The following is a 23,504-nucleotide window of genomic DNA, read 5'->3' as shown; positions in this document are numbered from 1 at the left end:
AAACTTTAAAAATAACGAATTCGTATGAAAAAAACCTTATTAAGGGCCTTATTTAGCATTTGGATTCACCAAGCTTAAGTAGTTATAAAAACAAATAGCTATAATCGTTCACTTCTCAAACTTGGTTATGCACCATTCTTAGTACGTTTTTGTGTTGATTCTTTTTGAAACAAATACAATGCGATACAGGTCAATGAAGTACAAAGTAATGTTACAGGGACCTCAATTAGGTCTGACCATAACCAACGTATCTCATTTTCATCTCCACTAAAAGGAATACACAAGATGATTAGAAACATGGAAACGTATAACAAGCCGCTTTTCATATAGATATAGTTTTGATTAAAATTGTTGTCGGCAATTTCATGAGATGCGTCTATATGAACAAATTATCCAGGGTTGATAAAAGGTTGATTTTATACCCTGAGATAAAATTTTAGGTTTTTAATCTTGATTTTAATTCATTCCTGCTTTTAATGTTTAGCTTCTTGTATATCTGATTAATATGTGATTTCAGCGTGCTTTGTTAGATAAATAGCTCGGACATTATTTCTTTATTGGTCTTTCCAGAAAGAATTAAATTATAGACTTCTCGTTGCCTCTCCGTTAATTCATGTAGAAGTACCTCAATTTCTTCACTTTTAGTTTTGGACTGATTCCTAATTTGATCCGAAAGCGTTTCGATTTTTCTTTTGGTTATTTGAATATAGATGATCACTAAGAATGAGCTTATTACTACCATTAAGAAAATGAGGAAAGGATAATCGCGCAAGACTAATTTAACTTTCCCCTCACTAGATTGTATAGAAACAGCTATAGAAGATATTACAATAGCAATTACAAGTAAGTATTTTTGATATTTTGCCAAGATGCTCTTTAACTTCATCGCTTTTGATCTAATGGTAGTTACTTATTCTCATCTGTTGGTATGATTAGTGTCTATTTGAGACTCATAGTGAATTAAAGATCTCCAAATTTCCTGTACTTCGGGCCAAAAATTATCATTAAAATCAGAATCTGTATTGACTAACAGTATTCTACCTATTTCAGTTTCGGGGTTAAAATACATAGCGGTCATTACTCCAGGGTCGGATCCATTGTGACCAATGATTTGATCTTTAATTCGTATAAACTCATCGCTGAATTCCATAAAAATGCCAAATTCCTGATTGGTTTTTACATTAGGAAATTGCTGCTTTTCAAACAATTTTTGATAGGATGCTTTGCTTAGTAATGTACCAGAGCCTTTATATCCTTTGATTAACTCTGTTAAGAATAATCCTAAATCCTGGCTAGAGGTAATAAACCCACCATCCGCTTTGGTAATAAGCGAATATTCGGCAATCATCATTTTTTGATGGGCAAACAACCTAGAACGATTTGTAGTGTCTATATCTTTTGATGACCAACCCGAAGCTTTCATTTTCAAAGGCTTTAGGATATATTCTTTTGTAAAAGACTCATAGCTTTGACCTGTAGCTGATTCGATGATGTAAGCACAAAGTCCAGCCCCAATATTTGAATATTCACGTGTTTTTCCCGGTTCTGTTTTTAGGAAGATTTCATTTTGGTACCATTTCCCATTTTCGGTCAAACTATTTCTCATAAATTCAATTTGAGAAATCTTGTCTTCTGGCTTTGAAAACCATTCGTATACGCCTTCATTGTCGTTATGTTTGGACTTTTCTAAAACATAGGATTTCGAATAAACCTCGTCAAGATCTGTAATTGAGGAGGTATGGTAGGCCAGATGTTTGATCAATATAGGTTGTTCTGGATAATGTGGGTTGATGATTTTGAATGGTAAATAATTGTTGATTGGATCATCGATATTCAACTTACCCAATTCTTGAGCTTTCAAGAGTGCAATTCCGATCAACGTTTTTGATATCGAGGCTATGTTTTGAGTGGTATTAGAAGTATAAGGTTTTTTTTGTTCGATATCGGTGTATCCAAATCCATTCTCGTAAATCAATCCTTTATCGTCTACTACAGCAACCGAAAAACCAATAATAGCCTCTTTTTCAAAAGCTGATTTCAAATTCTTTGTTAATGTATCATTTATTGCAGCAGAACTATTTTCTAGGGTATTTGGAGTTTCCTTTTTCTGTTTGCATGAAAAAAAGAGTATTGAAAGGGTGAAGACTAAAAAGAGGTTTTTCATATATTGATTTATTGTTTAAAATGAGAACATGATCTTATTTTATGATACTCATTTTGATCACAGCATTTTATCAAATAGAGAATCGTAAATCATTGATTAATATTAATTTTTTATTAGTTTATGAATTATTACTTCATTATCCATATTAATTATTTTAAGGAAATAAATACCTGTCGAGAGTTCTGATAAATTAATTGATGTTGAATTCTTAAAGTTTATATTTAAAATACTACTTCCTTTTGTGTTGTATAGCTCTGCATTAATATAGTTATTTTGGAAATCTAGATGTAGAAAATCTTTAAAAGGATTTGGGTAAATAATTTCTTTATAGTTAGAGTGTTTTTTGCTTCCTGAAATCTTATGATCAGGGGCTAAATTCTCATTTCCACTTCCAAAATTGCTTTCTGTTACAGAGCAACTTTCACCATAGCCGCTGTTTACCACTCCTTTTGCATGAATACGAACGTTATAAGTTTTGCCACTTTCTAAAAAGTTTATATAATTTAAATTTAGCGTAGTAGAATTTCCCATTCCTGCGTAGTTAATTTCTCCATTAGATTCAAATCGAGCAACATACTCTGTTGCGCCAGGTATTTCATAAACTTTCAATGTATTGTTGTTGGTAGAAACAATGACATTGCAGTATTCTGTTTTTAATTTTGTTTTTGATGGGATGGTAATTGTACAACTTTCTCCATATCCACTATTAGTTACTCCCTTGGCTCGAACACGAACATTATAGGTTTTGCCAGCTTCAAGAAAGTTTAAGTAATTGAGATTTATTTCAGTTGAATTTCCCATACCAACATAGTTGATTTCTCCACCAGATTCAAATTGAGCAACGTATTCTGTAGCACCAATTATTTTATAAATGTGTAATTTATAATTATCAATTGGAACTATGGCATTACAATGTTCGGACTTTAACTTCGTACGATTATCAGGGAAAATGTCTGTAATTCTTAAATTATCAAAATGTACCGTATTCGAAATGTTTGTAGCCATTCGATATTGTCCAAATTTTATATTTAAGATTCTAGAAATCTCATTTTCTCTAATCGTTGAGTGCATAAATCTAGCTTCATTATCATTTGTATTTCCTATTTTACAGTCATAAGAAAATTTTCTGTTTGTATCATCAAAGAACAATTTTTCTAGGATAACTGGTTTTTTATCAATCCATATCGATAGATAACCGTTGTCAGTATTAAAATCATTAATATCTTGAACATTGTGAAAGATTTCATCCTTTGAAGCTTTGACTTTAAGTATTATTTCATGCCATACCCCTTTTTTTATAGCGTTTTTAATACGGACGTTACCTCTTCTTATCTCTTTTGTGTCATACAATGGTAAAAATAAACTCCTTTTTTCGTTGTCGTTCAAACTTGTATCATTCACATATTCAACCGAAAAGGATTTTGACCCACTTATTAGTTGTCCTATCATTAACCAATGATCATCCACATCTGTGAATGTATCATCTAGAGGTATTCGAAAATTGTAAGAAAAGAAAGTGGTTTTACCTTCCTGGAATCTGGTGCCTATCCCGGTCTCGGCTCTTTCATTACCATTTCCGTTTGGAGGCATATCTCCTGGGTTAACGGTAAGTTTTAAGTATTTGTTATTAGTTTCTTCTCCAAAGTCAATACTATAGCCTTTAGGACCATTTATAGTATCGCTTAGCCATTCAAAATATTGATCTCTCCAGGATGGGGAGTTAGGATTGGGATCTTCTACAAAACCGAGAGCATATCGATCATCTCTTCCTGCTATTTGAAGCGCAAAAGTATCGGGTTCCACAAAAGAGAAATCATTATTAAAGTCTTCGAAAAAAGGAATGTTTATTTGAGCGTTTAGAGAAAAAGCAGCAAAAAATAAGAAAAGAGTTAAAAGGTTATTTTTAGCGTTCATTTTATTTTTAATTTGGGAATTAATGATATTGGATTCAGTACTTTTATTTCTAAATTATATGGTTTTCTTAACCCATTAGTTGATTGATCCAAAATTAAAAAGGATTATTGTGTTGTATAAGCCCAATCGTTACTTATATAGCTTTCTATCCAAAGCTTTTTACAATTCAATGTACTCATGTTTTATATAGGTATTATCAGTATTTGGCTCGTTAAATGTTCTGGTAACGTATCCAGATGCATCGTATTCTAAGCGTATATGGGTGGTAGAGATTACACCTGAGCCATTGTAATTAGAAGTTAAGGGATTGTTTTTTGTTACTTTTAGACCCAATATTCTGAAAAAGTCAGCATATGAAAAAAATGTTACGCTACCGAGAGGATCAACCTTTTTATCAGAGTCAAAATCTGAATAGTAATATGTAGAAATTTCATCGTCTCCAGCTGTGTTTGAAAGTAAATTTTGATTTGAATCTCTGGTAAACTTTTGTAATGTAATATTTGGATGCGTAATATGAGGTCTTCTAGTAGAATCTACATAGCCATCTGAATGTTTTATCTCTACGCTAAAAGTATTTGATTTCAAGGTAATTATATTATCCCCCATGATTACTTCAAAGGTCAAATGTTCTTCAGGTCTATCAGGATCTTTGAAGGTGTTTATTTTTGTAATGCTAGTAATTGTATTTTCTGAATAAGTAGCCGTGATGGTCTCTATAAAGTGCTCATAATTAGTTGTAATAATAGATTGAATCTTATTTTCGGAATTGTAATTTATGACTTTATCAAAAACTAAAACACCATTACGGTACATTTCAGACTTTTTATAAAGTTTGATTACATTTTCATTGTTTGTGTCCTCATCTTCAGAGGTTGTATCCTCACTTTCACTAGTTATATCTTCATTCTCAATTGGAGAATGATCATCTGATGAACATGCTATTATTGCCAATGTGGTAATAGTTACCAGTATTAAGGTCATTTTTTTCATATTCTAAAATTGGGTTTGAATAGTTTGTAACATTGAATATGTATGTTGCATCAATGTAAAACGTTACCTTATTTTTTCATTTTTTTGATGTAATAAGAGTATCGGTAATATCATCATAACAGGCATAATAGGCTCGATTTCCAAATTTGCTAAAAGACCATTGTGCAATTTGGGCCTCAGTTTTTATGTCTTTTGGGATCATATGAGGGAAGGCTTGACCCACCGCATGGGTTTTAATTAAAAAATGGACATCGTTTATTGCTTCTTTTTTTGATAAATCATTCTCAAATTGGATTTCGGGTATCGATATTTTTTCGGTTGTAATGGTATATTTGGCTTTATAAACCAATCGTCCGTCCCAACTTCTGGAGAAAAACAGATAATTATCATAAGCGTAAATATCCCATTTGCAATCCATAGAATCAGCCTTAAATGCGATACCTTCTAACTGTTCTCCATTATGTGGATATTGAAGATTAGCCGATGTTGTATCAAAACCCGAAGTGTCAATCTCAATTAGTTCCTTTCCCAAAGAAGCCCTTAATTCATTGTACTTTTCTGCAACGGCCTTTTCTTTGGTAAATGCCATTGCTGTTGTCGTGTAGGGACTAATGTCAAGAATTCTTTTGTTAAATGGGTTGTCAGGGTCTTCTTCTTCAAACCAACGAAAAGAATATTCATCAGAATTTGTTTTTAGAACTTCAGATTCTGACTTGGGCTTTTTGTTCTTTTTAAACCAATTCAACATATTTATCCATTTTACAATCAAACATAATCGTTAAAATATACAATAACACACCAAAAAGTATAGATGGAACTTACAAAAGTACCAGAAATGAAAAAGAATAACCTGAAATTTTTGATTCCAATTTTATTGTTCAAATAGTACCATTCAAACAGTTCGAACAAGGTTCCTAAGGAATAAAAGATATTTGCTCCAATTCCCCATATAATTATTCCTAAAGTGTCTTCAAGTCCCCATTGGTAGGGGATTTCTGCAAGAGCATTGAAGATAGCGATTACTCCAGATATCCCAACTAAGACATTGTAAATCCATCTTTTGGATTCCCACCATTTTAAATTAGATTTTAATTCTTCTATTGTCATTACTAATAAATATCTGAGTTCATTATTGGTGTCGTAGGAAAGCAAAATGTTACCTTATCATCCAAATAAGCTACGTATGGATTGGATAATTAATTATATGTATGATATATTTGATTCAACTTGAAATACGTTTTCATCATATATCGCCATCAGACCCGCTTTCCTTTCTAGCTACTATTCTAATTCTTTTGTAATCTGCAAACCATTTCTGATTGATTAAACATTGTTTTTTGGTATTTTCCTGTACTTCATTTTTAATTTCTTCTATGTGATTTTCTGCAACTCCAGTAAAAAAGCTTTCTGCAAACATCGAAAGCCAGTCTTTGATACCAGAGTGCTCGTCAGCAAGCTCAGTAGGCCTGTCGTAGTGTTGAGCAAAAAGAACTCTAAATCCTGCGGATTCGAGTGCAGTAGTATACTCTCCGATCGAAGGGAAATACCACAAATCCAGATTGGATTGTTTGACGTAACCTCTTTTGTTTAATGAGTCTCGCAATGCGTGGACTATGGTTTGTACATTTCCTTTGCCACCAAACTCCAAAACAATTTTTCCGTTAGGATTTAAATTTTCGTACATGCAGCGGATAGCATTTTTGTAGTCTTTTACCCAATGCAGCGTGGCGTTCGAAAATATAGCATCAAACTTTTCACTGAATCCAAAATTACTGGCGTCTGCAATTTCAAACTTAATGTCAGGGAACTTGGATTTGGCATCGGCAATCATTTCAGCAGATTTGTCGATTCCAATCGTCTCTTTGGCAAATTCGTTTATTTTGGAAGTCAATTGTCCAGAACCACACCCCAGGTCCAAAATTCTTTGATCTTTTTTTGGATCAAGTAGTTGTATCAGGTCTTCTCCATATTGATAAACGAAAGCATGTTTTTCATTATATAGTTCAGGTTTCCATGTTGTTTTAGGGTCATTCATTTCTAACGTTTAGGGGATTGGTGGTTTAAAATCCAGGTAGTACCAAAGTAATAAAATTGTAATGACATTTGGAAACAACGAGCTGTGTAGGCTGTTATAACAAGATTTTAAATGGAACTCATATATCGATATCCAATGTAAATCATGGTAAGTAGTATGGTCATTTTAAATAACCATCCTATTATTGCATTCTTTTTTAACTGTTTTGGGTTGTAAATAGTGTCAAATTTTTTTCTTCTCAGATGCCAAAAATATCGAAGAATAGCTCCAATCCACTCAGAAGAATTAAGCTCGGAGTCTGCCTCGGTTTGCCAATGCAATCCATTGTGTTTTTTTGATTCTTCTTTTTTTGTTTCCTCAGTCATTTGGTCAGCTTTTATGTGTACTTAATAGGTCTTAAGATTATTGTATATGTTACAATGTTTTGACCAGGAGGAGTAGATCTTGAAATCAGAAATTATGGAATCCGAATGCTCATATGCTTTGGTGAAAAGGTGTTTTTATGTGATAATTCTTCTAGCGATTTTTGATGAAATAGAGCAATCATAAAACCAGCTTTGTCCATTACTGATTCTGTGATTGCCCTGTTCGCCTTGATCTACTTTTTTAATGCATTTATGATTTCTGAAACATCTACACGATTTCTATAATCGCCACCCAGGGATTTTGCAAAGGAAATCGTTGCGTCCTTTTCGATAACAAATACAGCGGGAACCGGTAATTCTCTCGAATCGTCAGAATAATGAGCGTCAAAATCAAAACCGAGTGCTGTCATTGTTTGTAGCGGGGCATCAGCATTAGTAAATACAGTGGTGTATTTTCTCGCTACTATATTGCCATTATCACTTAAAACTTCAAAGTTGAGTTGGTTTTTCTCTTTTATATTTAGAGATTCATCCGGGGTTTGAGGTGAGATAGCAACCAATTGTGCGCCCAAATCATGAATCTCATTAAGTGAATTTTGATAGTGAGATAATTGCAAATTACAATACGGACACCAAGAACCTCTATAAAAAGTAAGAACTACTTTTCCTTTTTTGAGTACATCTGAGAGTTTTATTGTTTTGAGAGTAGCATTTGAAAGGGAAAAGTCTGGAGCTTTGTCACCTGCTTGTACTTTTAGTATAGATTGATGGTGCTCTTGCAAATGCACTGCGTCTTTGTCAAATACATCCAGCGCCTCTTTGGGAAGCATTGTACCTAAATTGTTTCGCAAATCTTGTAATCCTTCTTGATAAGAAATTGTTTTTGTATTCATCTTATTTTGTTTTAATTATGTCAAAATCGACAATACAAAGGTGTAGCGATATAGGAACTTTAAAAATGAACTGGATTAGGAAATTCTCTTGAAGTAGTTCAAGATTTTTGTATCAAACGCTTCCGGATTTTACTTAAAAACTCGGGAGACATTCCTAGGTATGAAGCCAGAGTATATTGTGGAACGCGTTTTACAATCGATGGGTACAAATTCTCGAATTCTACATAGCGCTCTTCTGCAGTTTTGCCCAGATTAGACAATACCCGTCTTTGCGAAAAGGCGAATGATTTTTGAGCTACTAGTCTAAAGAATCGTTCGAATTTTGGATTTGCGCGACACAAGTTTTCAACGTCTGTGTATGAAATTTGCTGAACTATAGAGTCTTCAAGTGCCTCTACAAATAAAGAGGCTGGTGATTGATTAATATAACTGTTGAAATCACTTATAAACCAATCTTCTATAGCAAATTGTATGGTGTGATCAACTCCTTCATTATTAACAAAATAGCTACGAAAAGCACCTTTTAATATGTAAGTCTGATGTGAGCATACAAAATCGGGTTGGACAATAAATTGTCTGCGCCTAACTTTTGTTGTTCTTACAATTGCACAAAATTGTTTTTCGTCTTCCTCATTTAAAGAAACGTATCTATTAATATTAGTGAGTATGTTTTCGTATTCGTTCAAGCTTTTTTTCAATATAAGTTTATTGTTTACTCAATTGCTCTAGCTCAAGAATATCCTTTTTGGCATATTGTATATGACTAGAGTTTCCATTACAATAAATATAAGGTGATTTTTGAGTCTCGCCCTTTACGGCATAAATCAGATATTCTCTATCCAAAAAAAGTAAAGGAGATATAGTGCTAAAGATTCTTGAATAAATTTTTATTCGTTTCTTTTTCTTGCCTTTAAAAACTCTATTCGGTTCAAGAATGTACCAGTAATGCTGTGTAGGTTGAAAATCGAGTGGTATGGATTCTCCATTTGGCCCAGACCCATAATCAGAGGGTTCCATTTTTTCTATTCGAATAATCTCGATGACTTTTCCTGTAAATACTACTTCGGATTCTTCAAAAGCCTCTTGAGTACTTTTTAATCTGGTTAATCCAGGGTAATCCGTGCAAAGTCTTTTGGAGTGTATACTGTCAATCAAATCTCTATTCCACCAGATTTCCTTTTGTTGACCATAAGTTATACAGCCAGAGAGCATGGTGATATAGAAAAGAAGTTTATTCATACATCTCGATTGGAGATAGCTATTTCAAAGGTAAGATATAAAATACAGTTTTCATTTTCCAAATGATTCATAGACTTGCCTAAAATTTTGATACTCGTTTGGATTATCATAGATCGCCATTAATTCTATGATTTTATCTCCGTCAACGTAAACTCTACTGTAATAATATAATCCTTCCAAAACAAAAGTAAAAACTAAATCTTTACATGGTAAATGACATTTTTCATGAAGTCTTTTAACTCCAATTGAGTTGTTTTTCTATGTGCCCACTATGGAGTTTTGCCATTTGTTGACGTTACTTTGCAACTGCAACATAAAATTGAAATAGTGATTAATACAAACGAAAATGTGAATCGTGTTTTCATGTTACTTCAATGACTTTGTGACAAAAACAGTGATCATTTATAATTATAGTTGCTCCAAGGCAGTTTTATATTGCTCTAGATTTGAGTCTTTACTTTTTTCTGCATACGCAATCGCCTTCGTGTAATGCGCCTTTGCTGTTGATCGGTCTCCTTTGTCTTTATAAAACCGACCAACTGCATGATGAATTGCTGCTGATTCTGGGAATTTTGCCAATCCTGCAGTATAAGTTTTTAAAGCATCTTGATCTTTGTCGTTTTTGGCAAAATAATCTCCAAATCTAATGGCCCATATTTCCAAAGTAGGGTCTTCAAAGTATTCTTTAAACTCTTTGGCGTATACTTCGAAACGCTCAAAATTGTTCTCTTTCATGGCATTAAACAGTAAGAAATGCTTTGTAGTTCTATGAACGTCTGTAGAAATACCATAACGATTCCCTCGATGTTGATAATACTTTTTGATACTTTCTAAACTCCCAAAATCATCAAATTCTTTGAGGGTATAAAATCGTAAGGTGTTATAGTCCTGAAAATGGTTCCTTAAACCATTGTTTACAGTTTGAAAAGGTGTAGTGTAATGATCTTCATCTGATAAATGATCAATTTTCCACACGATATTCGAAAGATTCTTGATTTTGAGAATACTATCCGTTTGATGTAATGATTGTTCTATATAGGTTTCTTCGGGTGCTATAGAGAAATATAGAAACTTGGTGTCAGAAGAATGGTTTGCTATATTTTTACTTAAGGCATTAATTCTATTTTCAGTAATATGCGTAGGACTTGCTATAAAGAAGGCATTAAAGGCATTTTGATGTCGCGTTAAAATCTCTAGTCCGAAACCTCCAGACATTTCCCAACCAAAGTATATACGTTCTTTCTCTTTTAATGTTCTGTAATTTTTATCTATGTGGGGGATGAGTTCCTCCATCAAAAAATTGCCGAACTTGTTAGCATCTTCATATAGTAGTTTTCTTCTTCTCTTTCTGTCGGTGTTTATACCCACCACAATAAATTCTGGGGATTTGTCTTTGAATCGTAACATCCTTTGATATGCGACCGGATGTAAAAAATACTCTTGCCCGTCCATGACATACATCACCGGGTAATTTTTTTCCTCTAATTTTTGATAACTGGGAGGGAGGTATATTTCTATAGTTCTTTTTTCGGCTAAGTGTTTTGATGCTATTTCAAAGCTGTTAATAACACCTGTCTTTTCAGAAAACTGTTGTGTGTAAGCATGCAGTGATATCAGCAGTAAAACAAATAGTGTACGTTTTTGTATTAGCATGGTAATTATTGTTCTTGAATTGGTAAAAACACTTTGTGCATAGTGGCTGCAGGTTTCTCAAAGATTCCCTTTCAGGATACAATATATTTTAATTGAATAAAACAACCATTCGAATTAACATTACAATCACAATTAATTATGGATATTGTTACAGGTAGTTTTAGTTGTTAAGTTAAGCTTATCATTAAAATAAAACAGACAATAGATAGGATACAATTCTAGGGATTACCAATTTGTGAGCTGATATATTTTCGATTCCATAAGTTCTTTAGTTTGATCCACTGATTAAAGGTTGCCAAAGAAATCAAGGTCAAAAAGGTCATTTTGATCAATGTACCTATCGAGGTAAGAATCAAATAGGGGACAAGATATACAAGGAATTCCCCAACTTTTCCGGTCATTTCCAAAAGATCAAATATAGAATTAGAGTTCTTGTTTGGGGTTTTCAAAAATTTATGTTCTTTTTTAATCATGAATTACATCTAATGATCCTAGTAAGGATATGTGCTTTTTAGTTCCTGATTTCGTGCCGTCTCATAGGCATAACATCTATGGTTTTGAACAGTTCTTCTTTTGTTAGAACTTCGCTCTGTTGTAGTTTTGTTTGTCCATCTAAGCCTATTAAGATTATTTCAAAGTCCTCTTGTTTATTCAAAATACTATCTGCAAATCCTTTTGATAGTTTTCCTGAGTCATTCCATTTACTATTCTCAAAATTGGCTAGAGTAAAATCATTCTTAGTTATTTTATAGAGTATCAATTTTCTTTCGATGAGCTCGTCATTGGCGTTTACAAATTCTTTCAATTGTTTTTGATACTTTTTTGATGTTGTATTTTGTGTTTTAACGATTAATATTCTATTCCTCCATTGATGCTTTTCTATATTTTGTGCGTAACTATTTACAACAAAAAAGGAGAATATCAATACCAAGATGGTTTGAGCTCTTAGCATTGTATTCGTTTTTATTTTTTGTGTTACAGATTTAAACATGGTATATCCCAATTTGTAGATCACTTATTGCAAGTTTTTGGAAATTCATATCTCCTATGTGTTACTAAGGTAGTAAATCTGTGATGAACTTTGTTTTTTAATTGCCTAATACGAATGCTGCGTATTTTATTGATTTGTTAGTGAATTATGATCATGTATGTTGTATTGAAACTAGTTACTTTTATTGACTTTACTATCTTTTTGTATGTTTTTTTAGCATTACTTTTTTAATTCAGTTTTATCTCTCTTTCTAATTCTCCCTTTCTTTTCCTTAATCTCTTTAATTTTTTCTTGTCCTGAAATTTCCAGGTAAAGCGTGCAAGAAAGCAAAAAATAACATAGACTAGTGCCGTCATTATAACAAGTTCAAAATATCCTAGTTCGGACATATCCATAGCCGAACGTTTCCCACTTAATTCATCACCTCCAGAATAAGTAGGAGCCCAGAATGAAAAAAAACAGCCCAAAGCCAACAACTTTCCAAATATTCTTAACGAAAAATCCAGACTCTTGAATTGTGGTTTTGATTTTTCCTTCGACAGCACTTAGTTCTTTTTCCTTATAATATAATGACATGATTAAGTTCTTAGTTCATTGTCGATTCCAGTTTATTAGAACCATTCAAAAGCAAGAAGCGCGATCAAGGCACTAAATGAAACAATATAAAAGAAGGCAGGTAGCACGATGAACCAAATTACAGCTCTGGTTCTCTCTGCTTCTGTGGTAGACATAACCCCAGAAAAGCTTATATAGATGGTATAAAAAATTGCTAAAATAACCACGATCCCTGTAATCCCATCAAAGACACTAAATTCTGCATATGGATCATAAGGTCGGGATAAGATTAGAGTAGCGCAAACAGATACTAAGGCTATGCTGAGATATAAATAGAAGTTCGAAAATAAGTAAAGCCTTCGGGAATGGTCCAAATCTCCTTTTCCTTTGGACCATTTGACGCGCACATGGTAAAACCATCCCCCGATCAAGTATAGAATATAGCCACCAATAGCTCCGCCAATTATTGAAATTGACCAATAACCAATCCAAGTATTAAAGAATCCAAATTCGTCAAGCGTACCTCTAAGATCAAGTTTTACCAATTGACGATCCATTCGATCAATTCCGTATCCAATGCAAAACACCACCATTGCGATAGCAAAAAGATTCTTGTCATTGGTTTCCAAATCATTTTTAAAAAATGATTTTGGATCGATTAGTAATTGTGCAAAAGCATCGATTTGTTTTTTCATGAGCTAGATAAATTGTACATAATAGTTTTATGTAGGTGTCGTAGCTGATCAAAATGTTACCCTGTTTTGGTTTTTCAAAATCGATGAGAAGTAGCAATTACTGATCCTCACCGCTGTGCGACGTTTTTAATTCTGTGATAGCTTTTTCTAATTTTGTTGATAGTTCTCTTTCTAAACCCAGTAAATCCGAGGTCATTAATCTGATTGCACCTATCATATCTGCTATTTTCATAGAAGAATTTATACCTATAGCTTTGTTTAAAATAGAGTTTGCAAAGCCCAAATACGTATCCTGGAAATAATAAATGTCGGATAATTTTTGTGTGAGTTCTATATCAAATTCTTTTATCAACCCACTAGTTTTAGTGCTTTCAAAAGCTGTTTTTTGGAGTCTGGCAAAATTAAATCCAGTCCAACCTTTAATTTCCATATGTTTAAATGTAGACTCTGTAAAATCCGAATACATTTCTTTTTCACTTAGACTAGGAACGATACTATCCATCTCGACTTTGATTTTTGCGTGATATGCTATATGGTCTTCGAGTAGTTGTTGGTTGAACTCTAATTCTTTGATAATTAAATTTAAAGACCTCTCTTTTTCTTTTTTCGTTTTATTATCCGCATTGATATTGCTGTAATTGACTCCCAAAAACACTCCAAAAGCAACAATGACAATTTCGACAAGGTATTTTAAAATACTTTTTAATGTTTTATTCATTCTATTTTAAATGTATTTTATAAAAATGGTTGGCATGCTAAATATATGAATTGGAGCGGATCAAACACTTCTTGTCTTTTTCTTTTTTGCCGTTTTTTAAATTTTAGGCATCTTAATTTCAAAGGATATATCTAAATCCAAAAACCCCTAAATCGCCCAGCATGAAATCTAATTCTTCGGACCTTTTAAAACCTAATTTTTCATGCATTTTCCAAGCAGTATGCATAGTTTTTGTAGAGTGAATTATGATTTGCTCAAAATTAGAGGCTTCACTTCTTTGTATGCATTCTAAAATCAATTTCTTTCCTATTCCCATTCCACGTGTTTCTGGATCTACCGCAAGCAGTCTGAAGCCAGAAGCATTTTTTTCATTTTCTAATGATATAGAACCCCCAGAACCATAGTCTTTTAAATCTCTAAAATAGACTACGGCACCACCAATTTTCCCTTGTTCTGATACCGCTACAATCAGTTCGGTATTTGAGTTTTTGGTTAAATCACCAACGTTTTTGAGCACTTCATAATATTCTGGTTGGTCATTAATTTTTGGAAATCCTTCGAGTGCTGAATATACTTGAACCATTAATCCACCAATATTCTTGAACTCTTCTTCTTTTGCATTTCTAATTATAAATTCTTGATTCATAGATGATTTTTGTTATGCGTAAGTAACTTAGTATAAATTACCCCCGCTGTTGGCAAATGTATTAATACATCATTTCGGTAATAATTAATCTTTTGATAAAATAATCGTCTACATCTACATCTGATTCTATCATTTCACTTGCAACCATTTCTGGAGGAAGAATGCCGAACGAATTTCTAATCTCAACATATTTAGTCATGAAGGGACTTGAATCTGAAATAGAATTTAGAGCTTTATTATACTTTCCTTCAAAATTAGTCTCCACGAAATTCTCATGCATTTTCAAAATTGAATCTAAATCAGATATTTTATGATTGAAAGGAACAGCAGACGAATCAACCATAATAGAGCCATCTTCAGTTTTGCACTTTAATTTTGTTCTTATCAATGGAGAAGTTGTTTCAGCTGGGTTCAGATCTAACCAGGAAGTGTCGGCAACACAGTAAATTTCTAATCGCAAATCACTCCTTTTGAAAACTTCTCGTGCTTCTTTCGATATTTTTTGCCAGTGTTCAATTTCTAAATTACTTAATTCAACTAAAAACCTTTGATACGCCTTCTTTTTGCTAAGGTTTGGGTATTGTTTTTTAAGAAAATCATTTTCAAAGTCAGAGACTAAAAAGTTTAAAGTTTCGCTATTTTTTTTGCCTAAAACGTTTTCAAACTCTTCTATGTATTCATTTCCGGAGCAGTTGGATAATATTGCTGCCATCAACAAGAGTATAAAATGTTTCATTATGAGTTTTATATTTTCCAATATTTAATATAAGTGTTGTTGCAGCCCAAAATGTTACTCTGTTACTCTTGAGTAAAATTATACTAGGAGTAACAAATATATGGTTTGATCGTCTCCCAATAAACGTATACAAATATGAAATACCCCTTGATTAAGCCCAAATATTACTTTTCGTTATTCAGCGAGGTTTTCAGTTTTATTAAAAAACCAACACTAGAAAAGAACTACGAAAAATCGACAAAAACAAAGATTTATGATGCTATTGGATTGTATATTTTGAAATTAGTTTTTCTTATTCCAGTAGTGTTGTTTTTTGCTTTGGTATACGATCCCGTTAATGTGCAAAGTGCGAGTATGTCCGAGCGTTTTTCACCACTGGTTCTGTTATTAGTCGGAGGAATCATTTTGCCATTTTTTGAAGAGCTGACCTTTAGGCTTTCGCTACGATTCAAGCCCATATATTTTGTTTTGTCATCAACGGTATTGACCTATTATATATTGACCAAGTTTGTCTTTTTTACAAAAATTAGTGCCGTAGATGATACCTTTATAACTCGAGTTATGCTATCAAGTATAGTAGGATTAGTTCTTTTCCCGATTGTGAATGTGCAATGGCTTAAAGATAAATTGACTGGATTTTGGAGTTCTAATTTTCGGACTATTTATTATTTGTCCTGTTTGTTTTTTGCCTGGGGACATATCACAAAGTACGAATTGAATGTTACCAATGTTCTTTTGTTGCCGATTCTTACCTTACCACAGTTAATGAGTGCTTTGATGTATGGATATCTTAGAATTTCTTTTGGATTCAAATACCCGCTTCTTTTTCATATGTTTACTAACCTATTAGCACTAAGTTTGTCGCTATTGCCTTTTTCTGATTGATCCTAAAAAACTACATGGTGTTTTGCCTAGTTTTATCATTCAATTCTGATCAGCAAGAACTCTCCAAATCCAAGTTTTAAGATTAGCTCACTTTCAGTTGATTTTAAAATTTTGAATTCCCGAGAACTTCGTTCGGCACTAGATATAGTTATAGCATTTGAGCTTGAATCAAAACTCCAGGTTCCGTTTGCTTTTTCTCCTCTTCATAGAAGTGTCGAATTTTCCATCCGATTTAAAATTAAACTTCCATTTCCCGATCACTTCGGCTTTTATGTAAGCTAATCTCTCTTGGTCAATGCCTTCGTTCAGTGCTTTTGTAAAAACCCGATTACCAACAATTAAGTCAGATTTTTGAGGATTAGAGTTAATCGTTACGAGTATGAATGCTACTAATAGTATTATTTTTCATGTTTTTATTCATTTAATGAGGTATAACCTTTTGTGTGTGATTTTCTGAAGTTAAAACCCATGGTAATTAATTATACCAGTTGTGGGGTACATCATTTTATAGCTCCATAAATTTTTATGAAAAACTCCTTCTATAATGTTAGAAATACTTAACTTTGTGTTAGAAATAAATAACATTATAAATGCAATTAAAATGAAAATAGGATATAAGACGCTCATTTCTTTTATGGGGACTATTTTGGGATTTGTTCTTTTGGTGTTGTGGCTATATATGGCCAAAAAACCATTTAATGCTACTGGTTACCTAATTTTTGGGTTAAGTTTTATTATGATATTAATAGGTGTATACTTTAAGATTCAAACTTATAAAAACCAAAGATTAGGTTTGACTTCTGAGGACGAATTCTCAAAGAGAATCAAAGAGAGAGCTAGTTCTAAAGCTTTTAGCATTTCCTTTTATATATGGCTTGGGATCATCCTTTTTGTCAAGGATATAGAACCTAAAGCTAAAATAATAATGGGGCTAGGTTTGCTGGTAATGGCGCTTGTTTTTCTTCTTAATTGGTTATATTATTCAAAGGTTGGTATTTCAGATGAAAACGAGGATTAAGGAGCTGCGCTTCAAAGAAAATTTAACTCAAGTAGAACTTGCTGAAAAAGTGGGTGTGCGAAGGGAGACTATTGTTTTTTTAGAGAAAGGAAAATACAACCCATCTTTGAAATTAGCATATGATATTTCTAAGGTGTTCCATTTGAAAATTGAGGAAGTTTTTATTTTAGATTAGCTATCTATGAGGGTTGGAGCAACAAAAATTAGAATGAATTTCGTTCCTTGGGTTGGTTTTACTGAAGTAAGGAGAATTAATACAGTTAGTAGTTACCTACATTATTATGAAATATTTTAATCAATCCCTAAATCATTTGTAAAGGAATGATGTACTTCAATTTCACTTATTGGGATTCCGATGTTATCTTCTGTAATTCCACAAATGATTCGCTCAACTTCATATTTACTTGATATCTTTTCTATGTCGATGAGTTTATCTCGATTTAGAGATATCGTCCAATCCACCAATTGTCTAATTGTTCCTTTTGAAACAGGTGTTGTTCGTTTAATGGTTTTAATTCCGAAAATTTTGACATGTGAACCTAATTCTGGATTGAAATCTAATGCCACTAAATCAGGTAATTCAAGTTCAAGTTCTGTTCTTAATTGACTCCACTTTTCTTTCAGTTCTGTTTGAGTGAATACTTCAGATATTTTCGTATCAGGTTTTATCTCCTTTTCGGTTGAAGTCAAATTTCTTAAGGCTTTTCTAATTCGGTAAAATACTATTTGTGTCAGACATTTATCTGTAGGATTTGTAACAATTCTGCTGAAAATGATATCCGCAAAATCCTGAATCGTATAAATTTTTTCCGCTTCCGAATCTTCAATTCGTATTCCAAATTTGTCCTCAATAGACATTACCAATTCGACTGAATCTAATCCCATTATCAATTCATTTTTAAATGTTTTTACCACGTTTTCGTGTATAGCTAGTACTTTTCTGAAGCAAGAGTAAATAACACAAAAACCTATTTGATTTAAAAGTAATGATTTTTTGCGTTTAGCAAAGCACGAACTTACCTTGATGAGGTTAGATATGATACGTTGCCTTTACTTTCTTTATGACAGCTCCCATTTGGCTATGGTCATATGTAGCAGTATATGATCCAATGCTAACGCTCATGAGGCTAAAAACTGATTCTGTAGGGAAAATAAAGGATTTTCCGTGGATGCGAGCTCCATACATTGGCTTAGAAAATGACCAGACACGATAAACGCTGGAGACCTCATTCCAAGGTACAACTTTTTCAACGCCTTTTTCCTGATAAATGATCTTACTATGATCTATTTTTACCTTCTTGATTTTATCAAAGTAGAAAAAATTGAGAATCATAAGGACAATGCCAATGGATGAAATCACCGTCAACTTAGTCCAATCTGTGGTGCTCTCAGGATTGTAGTACTTCAGAATACTAAATGCAATAAGAATGGTGCCAAATACCACACCTGAAAATTTCCAGGTTGCTGCACGAAATGCGCTACTTTCAATCATCGATTCGTTTTGTTTTAATGTTTAAATATAGGTGTAACAGAACGGTAAAATGTTACCTGAATTTTTGATTTTCCTGTCTGGTAGACAGTTAGCAATACAAAAAAACCTACAGAAGAGTTCAGAATTCTTCTATAGGTTTTTCATATTATCCAGTGAAGTTTTCATTCAACCAAATTTGGAGCGCCTTTTCCCGTCTCTAACAGCTGTTTTAAGCTTGTGACAATAAAATGAGTCCATCCCGCATCACATATTTCGTAGCAGTTTAATGCTGGTGTTAGTCCTTTGTGTTCAAAAATCAATTCGATTTTATTTTCTTCTATATCTTTAAATAGGAACACTATTTCGCTGTTTAGCCACTCTTCTTTAATGCCTTTGAGATTAGAAAAACTGTGGTTGGCATAGATACATTTCCAATGTACCTCATTAAACTTATCTAGAACAGTCGCCTTAAAGCGCCATTCGGTTTGTTCTTCAAAAAATATGGAAAATTCGTCACCAATTTTTGTAATTGTAGCATTACTATTACCCCACCAATTTCTAATACCTGTGGTTACCGCATCAAAGGCTTGTTCTTTTGTAGTTTGTACTATAATTTTCTTTCTAAAATTCATTCTCCTAGTCTTTTGCTTGTTTTTACATCATTTCTAATACTTCTCTGATTTCTAGCTGCCAGCTAGCATCTTCAAAACGAGGATCTTTTTTTAAAATCGAAATCAAACTATGTTGATCTTCTGCCTGAAGCGTATAAAACCCAGCAATGTTAGTTTGATTCAAAGCTTTTACCGTAAGAGAAGCTTTGTTGCCAGAAACCAAAGTTCCAGTGGGTTGTAAGGGTTGTGCATCAAGTAAAAGACCTTTTTCTTTGAGTTGTCCTAGATATGCACCTACTTTTTGGATATGAATTTGTTGCGCTTCCTGAGGAAGATTAAAAATTGATGCTCCCTGAGGATAAATAAATACCATGAATTTTTTCATTTTTTTTACGTTTTATGTTTGTACTATTTACCCTTTAGACGGCGGTACAATTCAAAACGGTTGTGAAAAATGAATTTTTATAAATCACTACATGCTTTATCCACTTTGGGATAGGTTTTTCCGTTGGCAGCATTTGTTTGATTCAACAAAAAATCGTGTAGCTGAAAATTACTGCTTTGCAAAGGATCAATGCCTTTTATTAATGCTGTTCTCATCTTGTACAATTTAGTAGTATCTCCTCGCTTTTTTGCTTTAACTAGTTCTAGTTGAGCAATTTTTTTTTGAGTTTCGGCTTTGGTGTTACCTGTATTACTTAATTCTGAACATTTCCAGCAAGCTCCGGTTTTATGAATAAGTGTACAATCTTCTGCAAAAACTTCTTTCATCGTTTTTCTGCCTTTGAATAACAAATGTTTTATGCTTCCCTCTGTTTTATCCATAATTTTACAGATTTCAGCAACCTTAAAATCATAGATGTCCGCTAGCATAATGGCAACATGTCGTTCAAGCGGCAGGTATTTCATCACGCAAGTAAAGCAATAATCAATATGATTTTTTATGTCAAATGCATTTTTGGCATAAATATTCATCACTTCCGCCTGTAGTGTCGAAGAATTTTTTATGGATTGACTACAATTGTCCTGAGCGTTTCTTGTCCATCTTTTTTGTGCTTTAAAATGATCTTTTATTAAGTTGTTTGCTATGGCAAATAACCAAGTCTTAAAAGTGGATTCACCTTTGAATTTATTGAGGTTTTTGTAGGCTTTGATAAATGTCTCCTGACTCAAATCTTCAACGTCTTCTGTATTTGTAACGAGTCTGTATATGAAGGATTTTAGCTTAGGTTGATTTTCTTTAAATAATTGCTCAAACTCGGATTCAGTAATTTTCATTGGGTGTCTCAAATTTTGTCTAACGTTGCTGTATGATTTGCTGCGAGAAAGTACACGGGTACTTTCTGCCTTTGTTAAAGATAATTAATACACTTTATTACCAGCTTTTTTCCACTTTTTAATTAGTTCATTTGATATGGTTGCGCCCCAACCATTTGATCCAGCGTTATGCATTTTGAATAGCTTTAAGTCAAATTCCTTATTGATTTGGATTTGACATAATTTCTGAACCTCATGAAGTACAGAATGAGATAATTTAGGATTCCACTCACCATAAATTTGAGAAGCGCTTATTTCTCTTATGTTTTGGGTTATTTGGCTAATTGTATTTTGATATTCGGGATACTTAGTGATCAACTCTTCTGGAAGTTCATCCCCTAAACCTGTAATTTCAATTTGATTGCATTCATTATCCCATTCTGGAATGTTGTTCGTTGTTAATAAATCCAGCATTTTATTTCCGAATTGAATTAGGTTAGAATCATTAATTGCATGTTTCCTGGAATAATGTACAAGACTAAAGACTCCAAGTGCGGTCATTGCCCTAATGGAAAGTCCGTCAAATTCTTTTATATTATTCATTTGAAAGGGTCTTTAATTTGTTGGTAACAGTTTTATTTAGTGCTGAATGATATGCATAATTTCACCAGAATATTTAAATTTTGGATTTCCAGTATATTTTTTAAAAGGCTTAGATACACATTCAACTCTTGCCATTAGGGTATCTCCTAATTTGTATTTAGCCTTGTTAAATTTAAGTTTAAAAGATTCTAATGGGATAGAAGAGGAATATTTTTTTCCAAATGAGGGGTAATCAGACCTCAATATAATCTCGGGAGTAATTTTATCTGCTAAATTAATAATAAAGGCTTTTGACATAGTAGGGCGGATAAAAACCAATTTGATAGTGTCATTTTTGAAGACCTCTGCTGTTACTGATTCAAAAATATATCCAGAAGTTTTGAGGAAGGTTTTTTCAGTAATCAGAGTAGCATCAATTTCAATGTTTTGTCCAAAAACATTGATTGTCAATATAAATATTAAAGATGAAATAATTTTTCTCATAGTGTTGTAAGTCAATTTTATTTTAAGAATCATTTGACTCTCAGTGTTCTATTCAATAGAATTCCAACATAAGCGGTTAGAATTGTAATAAGCGATAAAGTTATTTGCCAAGATTTTGATTTAGGGTTGTCAAACAATACTTCAAATTGTGAAATCTGAACTATAGTTAATATGATGATGAGGATTGAAAATACGAGTAATGATTTCAAATTCCAATTTGAAGATTTTGGTCTATATCCAAATAAAATTTCTTTTGTATAGATGATTAGTATTCCAATCGTCAGGATATTTGGCAGTAATAAATTCCAAAAATCATATTTTTCATTAAATATATTTCCTAACCAAAAAAGAATGAAAGTCAACCAACCAAGCATATAGATTGTAAATAGGGTAATACCTAACCACAATAATTTAAATGTTATTTGCAACTTATTGTTTTTCATTTTCGGATGGAATTATATCCAACGGTAAGTACAAGAAATGTAGGCCAGGGGACGTAGCAATAACTTCAGAGCTATAACTATGCCAAATATAGTATTCTGCGAATATCTTCAATATTGAAATATCAAATTTCATATTTGGCAATACAGTAGATGAACTCAAAATTTTGGAACAATCCAAAACAGCACTATGTCTTTTTATGCAGTGTTAGTACCAGTTTTTTCTATTAGCTCTTTAAATGTATTGATTTCTTTCAACCTACTATTTTTTAATTTATTTGAATAAAATCTTTTTTGATGTGTAGGCATTGATGCTTCAAATGGTATTTTAATTGAGTTGTTTTCTAATGCTTCATTACACAAGTGTTTAGGTACAATACTAAAGCCTTGATTGTGTTTTATAGACTCTATAATATCTAGATAAGAGGGTAAAATATACCTTGGGACAATTTTAGGCGTAGTACTGAATGTTGTTTCCCAAAACTTTTTTATATCATCTTGTTCATTATCAAAAGTGAACCAAGTTTGTCTTTGTAGCCATTTGATGAGTTGTTTTTCATCTTTTTTTAAATCTTCCGGTATTTCAATGTCATTTGAGCTGATTATAATTAATTCTTCTTCTTTCAAAAAAGTGAATTCATGGTCGTATTTATAGTATTTTTTTATTCCCACAAGTAATTGAACGTTATCAGCTTCAAGGGCTTCAACTAGTTCTTTTTCGGTGCCGAAACAAGTAACGATATACATATCAAAAGAATAGATTATTTGTCTTAGTTCTTTTTGAAAAAAGTCTGTGGTACATCCTATTGTTATTGCACTACGTTGTTTCTTTGCTCTTTGACTTGAATAATATTCTACTTTCTCCAGTTCCTGTAATGGGGTCTTTATTTGAGAGTAGTAAAACTTACCATATTCAGTAGGAGTTAATTTACGGGTGGTTCTTTCAAATAATTTTTTTCCAATATGATTTTCTAGTGCAGCCAAATGTTTACTTACTCCTGGTTGCGTCATATTTAATTTTTTAGAAGCTTCTGTTATCTTCTTGCATTCATATATAGCGCTAAAAGTTCTCAGTCATTCTAAATTAATCATAACAATAGTTATTAATTGGCTAACTAAAATAATTAAAATTATCAATTGAC

32 protein-coding genes are annotated in these 23,504 nt (G+C 32.6%); 3 read left to right on the top strand and 29 right to left on the bottom strand.

What is annotated here, in order from left to right; translation table 11 throughout:
* Positions 1-125: 125 nt before the first annotated feature.
* The 20 genes from BUE24_RS15965 to BUE24_RS15870 all read right to left on the bottom strand — a co-directional run bounded on the left by BUE24_RS15965 (position 126) and on the right by BUE24_RS15870 (position 15,570).
* Positions 126-326, bottom strand: a complete 201-nt coding sequence (locus BUE24_RS15965; protein WP_073317838.1) for a hypothetical protein — start codon at positions 324-326, stop codon at positions 126-128.
* A 200-nt stretch (positions 327-526) separates the two neighbouring features.
* Positions 527-742, bottom strand: a complete 216-nt coding sequence (locus BUE24_RS24455) for a LuxR C-terminal-related transcriptional regulator (protein WP_425290167.1) — start codon at positions 740-742, stop codon at positions 527-529.
* 174 nt (positions 743-916) lie between these two features.
* Positions 917-2,164, bottom strand: a complete 1,248-nt coding sequence (locus BUE24_RS15955) for a serine hydrolase domain-containing protein (protein ID WP_073317831.1) — start codon at positions 2,162-2,164, stop codon at positions 917-919.
* A gap of 102 nt (positions 2,165-2,266) precedes the next feature.
* The gene (locus tag BUE24_RS15950) at positions 2,267-4,078 is read right to left on the bottom strand and encodes a T9SS type A sorting domain-containing protein (protein WP_073317828.1); all 1,812 of its coding nucleotides are present in this window, start codon (positions 4,076-4,078) and stop codon (positions 2,267-2,269) included.
* A 159-nt stretch (positions 4,079-4,237) separates the two neighbouring features.
* Entirely contained in the window at positions 4,238-5,059 is an 822-nt protein-coding gene (locus tag BUE24_RS15945) for a hypothetical protein (protein ID WP_139242028.1), read from the bottom strand.
* Positions 5,060-5,144: 85 nt separating this feature from the next.
* On the bottom strand, positions 5,145-5,816 hold the full coding sequence (locus BUE24_RS15940) for a hypothetical protein (protein WP_073317823.1): 672 nt from the start codon (positions 5,814-5,816) through the stop codon (positions 5,145-5,147).
* Positions 5,817-5,833: 17 nt separating this feature from the next.
* A complete protein-coding gene (locus tag BUE24_RS15935) occupies positions 5,834-6,175 on the bottom strand; it encodes a hypothetical protein (RefSeq protein WP_073317820.1) in 342 nt (113 codons plus the stop codon).
* A 136-nt stretch (positions 6,176-6,311) separates the two neighbouring features.
* Entirely contained in the window at positions 6,312-7,103 is a 792-nt protein-coding gene (locus BUE24_RS15930) for a class I SAM-dependent methyltransferase (protein ID WP_073317817.1), read from the bottom strand.
* Positions 7,104-7,210: 107 nt separating this feature from the next.
* A complete protein-coding gene (locus BUE24_RS15925) occupies positions 7,211-7,468 on the bottom strand; it encodes a hypothetical protein (protein ID WP_073317815.1) in 258 nt (85 codons plus the stop codon).
* A gap of 233 nt (positions 7,469-7,701) precedes the next feature.
* Entirely contained in the window at positions 7,702-8,361 is a 660-nt protein-coding gene (locus tag BUE24_RS15920; RefSeq protein WP_073317812.1) for a peroxiredoxin-like family protein, read from the bottom strand.
* 98 nt (positions 8,362-8,459) lie between these two features.
* Positions 8,460-9,059, bottom strand: coding sequence for a Crp/Fnr family transcriptional regulator (locus BUE24_RS15915; RefSeq protein ID WP_244548163.1), 600 nt, complete (start codon positions 9,057-9,059; stop codon positions 8,460-8,462).
* 7 nt (positions 9,060-9,066) lie between these two features.
* Positions 9,067-9,600 carry a hypothetical protein gene (locus BUE24_RS15910; RefSeq protein WP_073317807.1) on the bottom strand — a complete coding sequence of 178 codons (534 nt, stop codon included), beginning with the start codon at positions 9,598-9,600 and terminating at the stop codon, positions 9,067-9,069.
* Between the two features lie 408 nt (positions 9,601-10,008).
* Positions 10,009-11,253: an alpha/beta hydrolase-fold protein gene (locus BUE24_RS15905; RefSeq protein WP_073317804.1), complete on the bottom strand. Its 1,245-nt coding sequence runs from the start codon at positions 11,251-11,253 to the stop codon at positions 10,009-10,011.
* A 218-nt stretch (positions 11,254-11,471) separates the two neighbouring features.
* The gene (locus BUE24_RS15900; protein ID WP_073317801.1) at positions 11,472-11,726 is read right to left on the bottom strand and encodes a hypothetical protein; all 255 of its coding nucleotides are present in this window, start codon (positions 11,724-11,726) and stop codon (positions 11,472-11,474) included.
* A 38-nt stretch (positions 11,727-11,764) separates the two neighbouring features.
* A complete protein-coding gene (locus tag BUE24_RS15895; protein ID WP_073318656.1) occupies positions 11,765-12,205 on the bottom strand; it encodes a DUF4174 domain-containing protein in 441 nt (146 codons plus the stop codon).
* Between the two features lie 266 nt (positions 12,206-12,471).
* Positions 12,472-12,789: a hypothetical protein gene (locus BUE24_RS15890; protein WP_073317798.1), complete on the bottom strand. Its 318-nt coding sequence runs from the start codon at positions 12,787-12,789 to the stop codon at positions 12,472-12,474.
* A 66-nt stretch (positions 12,790-12,855) separates the two neighbouring features.
* Positions 12,856-13,494, bottom strand: coding sequence for a YIP1 family protein (locus tag BUE24_RS15885; protein ID WP_073317795.1), 639 nt, complete (start codon positions 13,492-13,494; stop codon positions 12,856-12,858).
* Positions 13,495-13,591: 97 nt separating this feature from the next.
* A complete protein-coding gene (locus tag BUE24_RS15880) occupies positions 13,592-14,212 on the bottom strand; it encodes a hypothetical protein (RefSeq protein ID WP_073317792.1) in 621 nt (206 codons plus the stop codon).
* A gap of 118 nt (positions 14,213-14,330) precedes the next feature.
* On the bottom strand, positions 14,331-14,858 hold the full coding sequence (locus BUE24_RS15875; protein WP_073317789.1) for a GNAT family N-acetyltransferase: 528 nt from the start codon (positions 14,856-14,858) through the stop codon (positions 14,331-14,333).
* 61 nt (positions 14,859-14,919) lie between these two features.
* Entirely contained in the window at positions 14,920-15,570 is a 651-nt protein-coding gene (locus tag BUE24_RS15870; RefSeq protein WP_073317786.1) for a hypothetical protein, read from the bottom strand.
* 159 nt (positions 15,571-15,729) lie between these two features.
* Here BUE24_RS15870 and BUE24_RS15865 point away from each other — a divergent pair, with 159 nt between their 5' ends.
* The 3 genes from BUE24_RS15865 (at position 15,730) to BUE24_RS15855 (ending at position 17,672) form a co-directional block, all read left to right on the top strand.
* Complete coding sequence (locus BUE24_RS15865) at positions 15,730-16,479, top strand: CPBP family glutamic-type intramembrane protease (RefSeq protein WP_073317783.1); 750 nt, start codon at positions 15,730-15,732, stop codon at positions 16,477-16,479.
* 544 nt (positions 16,480-17,023) lie between these two features.
* Complete coding sequence (locus BUE24_RS15860) at positions 17,024-17,497, top strand: DUF2178 domain-containing protein (RefSeq protein ID WP_073317780.1); 474 nt, start codon at positions 17,024-17,026, stop codon at positions 17,495-17,497.
* The gene (locus BUE24_RS15855) at positions 17,481-17,672 is read left to right on the top strand and encodes a helix-turn-helix transcriptional regulator (protein WP_073317777.1); all 192 of its coding nucleotides are present in this window, start codon (positions 17,481-17,483) and stop codon (positions 17,670-17,672) included. The genes BUE24_RS15860 and BUE24_RS15855 overlap by 17 nt, the downstream gene beginning before the upstream one ends.
* Before the next feature lie 116 nt (positions 17,673-17,788).
* On the opposite strand, the gene BUE24_RS24425 is transcribed toward BUE24_RS15855, so the two are convergent.
* From BUE24_RS24425 to BUE24_RS15810, 9 genes are all read right to left on the bottom strand, one after another.
* Positions 17,789-18,382: an acyl carrier protein gene (locus BUE24_RS24425; RefSeq protein ID WP_073317774.1), complete on the bottom strand. Its 594-nt coding sequence runs from the start codon at positions 18,380-18,382 to the stop codon at positions 17,789-17,791.
* 145 nt (positions 18,383-18,527) lie between these two features.
* Entirely contained in the window at positions 18,528-18,989 is a 462-nt protein-coding gene (locus tag BUE24_RS15845; RefSeq protein ID WP_073317771.1) for a hypothetical protein, read from the bottom strand.
* A 161-nt stretch (positions 18,990-19,150) separates the two neighbouring features.
* Positions 19,151-19,600 carry an SRPBCC family protein gene (locus BUE24_RS15840; protein WP_073317768.1) on the bottom strand — a complete coding sequence of 150 codons (450 nt, stop codon included), beginning with the start codon at positions 19,598-19,600 and terminating at the stop codon, positions 19,151-19,153.
* A gap of 22 nt (positions 19,601-19,622) precedes the next feature.
* Positions 19,623-19,964 carry a YciI family protein gene (locus tag BUE24_RS15835; RefSeq protein WP_073317766.1) on the bottom strand — a complete coding sequence of 114 codons (342 nt, stop codon included), beginning with the start codon at positions 19,962-19,964 and terminating at the stop codon, positions 19,623-19,625.
* A gap of 77 nt (positions 19,965-20,041) precedes the next feature.
* The gene (locus BUE24_RS15830) at positions 20,042-20,857 is read right to left on the bottom strand and encodes an RNA polymerase sigma factor (protein ID WP_073317763.1); all 816 of its coding nucleotides are present in this window, start codon (positions 20,855-20,857) and stop codon (positions 20,042-20,044) included.
* 84 nt (positions 20,858-20,941) lie between these two features.
* Positions 20,942-21,439: a hypothetical protein gene (locus BUE24_RS15825; protein WP_073317760.1), complete on the bottom strand. Its 498-nt coding sequence runs from the start codon at positions 21,437-21,439 to the stop codon at positions 20,942-20,944.
* A 36-nt stretch (positions 21,440-21,475) separates the two neighbouring features.
* Positions 21,476-21,922: a hypothetical protein gene (locus BUE24_RS15820; RefSeq protein ID WP_139242026.1), complete on the bottom strand. Its 447-nt coding sequence runs from the start codon at positions 21,920-21,922 to the stop codon at positions 21,476-21,478.
* Between the two features lie 29 nt (positions 21,923-21,951).
* On the bottom strand, positions 21,952-22,365 hold the full coding sequence (locus BUE24_RS15815; protein WP_139242025.1) for a hypothetical protein: 414 nt from the start codon (positions 22,363-22,365) through the stop codon (positions 21,952-21,954).
* A gap of 195 nt (positions 22,366-22,560) precedes the next feature.
* Positions 22,561-23,436, bottom strand: a complete 876-nt coding sequence (locus BUE24_RS15810) for a LysR family transcriptional regulator (protein ID WP_084549591.1) — start codon at positions 23,434-23,436, stop codon at positions 22,561-22,563.
* Positions 23,437-23,504 lie beyond the last annotated feature (68 nt).

Source organism: Aquimarina spongiae, assembly GCF_900141785.1.
GTDB classification, from domain to species: domain Bacteria; phylum Bacteroidota; class Bacteroidia; order Flavobacteriales; family Flavobacteriaceae; genus Aquimarina; species Aquimarina spongiae.
The sequence above is the reverse complement of the archived record's forward strand: the minus strand, read 5'-3'. Positions and strand labels throughout refer to the sequence as shown.

Coding starts and splice junctions, on each gene's coding strand:
- BUE24_RS15880 (WP_073317792.1), bottom strand. CDS start 14,212: ATGAATAAAACATTAAAAAGTATTTTAAAATACCTTGTCGAAATTGTC.
- BUE24_RS15905 (WP_073317804.1), bottom strand. CDS start 11,253: ATGCTAATACAAAAACGTACACTATTTGTTTTACTGCTGATATCACTG.
- BUE24_RS15950 (WP_073317828.1), bottom strand. CDS start 4,078: ATGAACGCTAAAAATAACCTTTTAACTCTTTTCTTATTTTTTGCTGCT.
- BUE24_RS15945 (WP_139242028.1), bottom strand. CDS start 5,059: ATGACCTTAATACTGGTAACTATTACCACATTGGCAATAATAGCATGT.
- BUE24_RS15870 (WP_073317786.1), bottom strand. CDS start 15,570: ATGGCAGCAATATTATCCAACTGCTCCGGAAATGAATACATAGAAGAG.
- BUE24_RS15875 (WP_073317789.1), bottom strand. CDS start 14,858: ATGAATCAAGAATTTATAATTAGAAATGCAAAAGAAGAAGAGTTCAAG.
- BUE24_RS15940 (WP_073317823.1), bottom strand. CDS start 5,816: ATGTTGAATTGGTTTAAAAAGAACAAAAAGCCCAAGTCAGAATCTGAA.
- BUE24_RS15820 (WP_139242026.1), bottom strand. CDS start 21,922: ATGAGAAAAATTATTTCATCTTTAATATTTATATTGACAATCAATGTT.
- BUE24_RS15860 (WP_073317780.1), top strand. CDS start 17,024: ATGTTAGAAATACTTAACTTTGTGTTAGAAATAAATAACATTATAAAT.
- BUE24_RS15835 (WP_073317766.1), bottom strand. CDS start 19,964: ATGAAAAAATTCATGGTATTTATTTATCCTCAGGGAGCATCAATTTTT.
- BUE24_RS15900 (WP_073317801.1), bottom strand. CDS start 11,726: ATGATTAAAAAAGAACATAAATTTTTGAAAACCCCAAACAAGAACTCT.
- BUE24_RS15845 (WP_073317771.1), bottom strand. CDS start 18,989: ATGATTGAAAGTAGCGCATTTCGTGCAGCAACCTGGAAATTTTCAGGT.
- BUE24_RS15930 (WP_073317817.1), bottom strand. CDS start 7,103: ATGAATGACCCTAAAACAACATGGAAACCTGAACTATATAATGAAAAA.
- BUE24_RS15910 (WP_073317807.1), bottom strand. CDS start 9,600: ATGAATAAACTTCTTTTCTATATCACCATGCTCTCTGGCTGTATAACT.
- BUE24_RS15855 (WP_073317777.1), top strand. CDS start 17,481: ATGAAAACGAGGATTAAGGAGCTGCGCTTCAAAGAAAATTTAACTCAA.
- BUE24_RS15955 (WP_073317831.1), bottom strand. CDS start 2,164: ATGAAAAACCTCTTTTTAGTCTTCACCCTTTCAATACTCTTTTTTTCA.
- BUE24_RS15840 (WP_073317768.1), bottom strand. CDS start 19,600: ATGAATTTTAGAAAGAAAATTATAGTACAAACTACAAAAGAACAAGCC.
- BUE24_RS15865 (WP_073317783.1), top strand. CDS start 15,730: ATGAAATACCCCTTGATTAAGCCCAAATATTACTTTTCGTTATTCAGC.
- BUE24_RS15830 (WP_073317763.1), bottom strand. CDS start 20,857: ATGAAAATTACTGAATCCGAGTTTGAGCAATTATTTAAAGAAAATCAA.
- BUE24_RS15825 (WP_073317760.1), bottom strand. CDS start 21,439: ATGAATAATATAAAAGAATTTGACGGACTTTCCATTAGGGCAATGACC.
- BUE24_RS24455 (WP_425290167.1), bottom strand. CDS start 742: ATGGTAGTAATAAGCTCATTCTTAGTGATCATCTATATTCAAATAACC.
- BUE24_RS24425 (WP_073317774.1), bottom strand. CDS start 18,382: ATGGGATTAGATTCAGTCGAATTGGTAATGTCTATTGAGGACAAATTT.
- BUE24_RS15965 (WP_073317838.1), bottom strand. CDS start 326: ATGAAAAGCGGCTTGTTATACGTTTCCATGTTTCTAATCATCTTGTGT.
- BUE24_RS15920 (WP_073317812.1), bottom strand. CDS start 8,361: ATGAATACAAAAACAATTTCTTATCAAGAAGGATTACAAGATTTGCGA.
- BUE24_RS15895 (WP_073318656.1), bottom strand. CDS start 12,205: ATGCTAAGAGCTCAAACCATCTTGGTATTGATATTCTCCTTTTTTGTT.
- BUE24_RS15815 (WP_139242025.1), bottom strand. CDS start 22,365: ATGAAAAACAATAAGTTGCAAATAACATTTAAATTATTGTGGTTAGGT.
- BUE24_RS15935 (WP_073317820.1), bottom strand. CDS start 6,175: ATGACAATAGAAGAATTAAAATCTAATTTAAAATGGTGGGAATCCAAA.
- BUE24_RS15925 (WP_073317815.1), bottom strand. CDS start 7,468: ATGACTGAGGAAACAAAAAAAGAAGAATCAAAAAAACACAATGGATTG.
- BUE24_RS15885 (WP_073317795.1), bottom strand. CDS start 13,494: ATGAAAAAACAAATCGATGCTTTTGCACAATTACTAATCGATCCAAAA.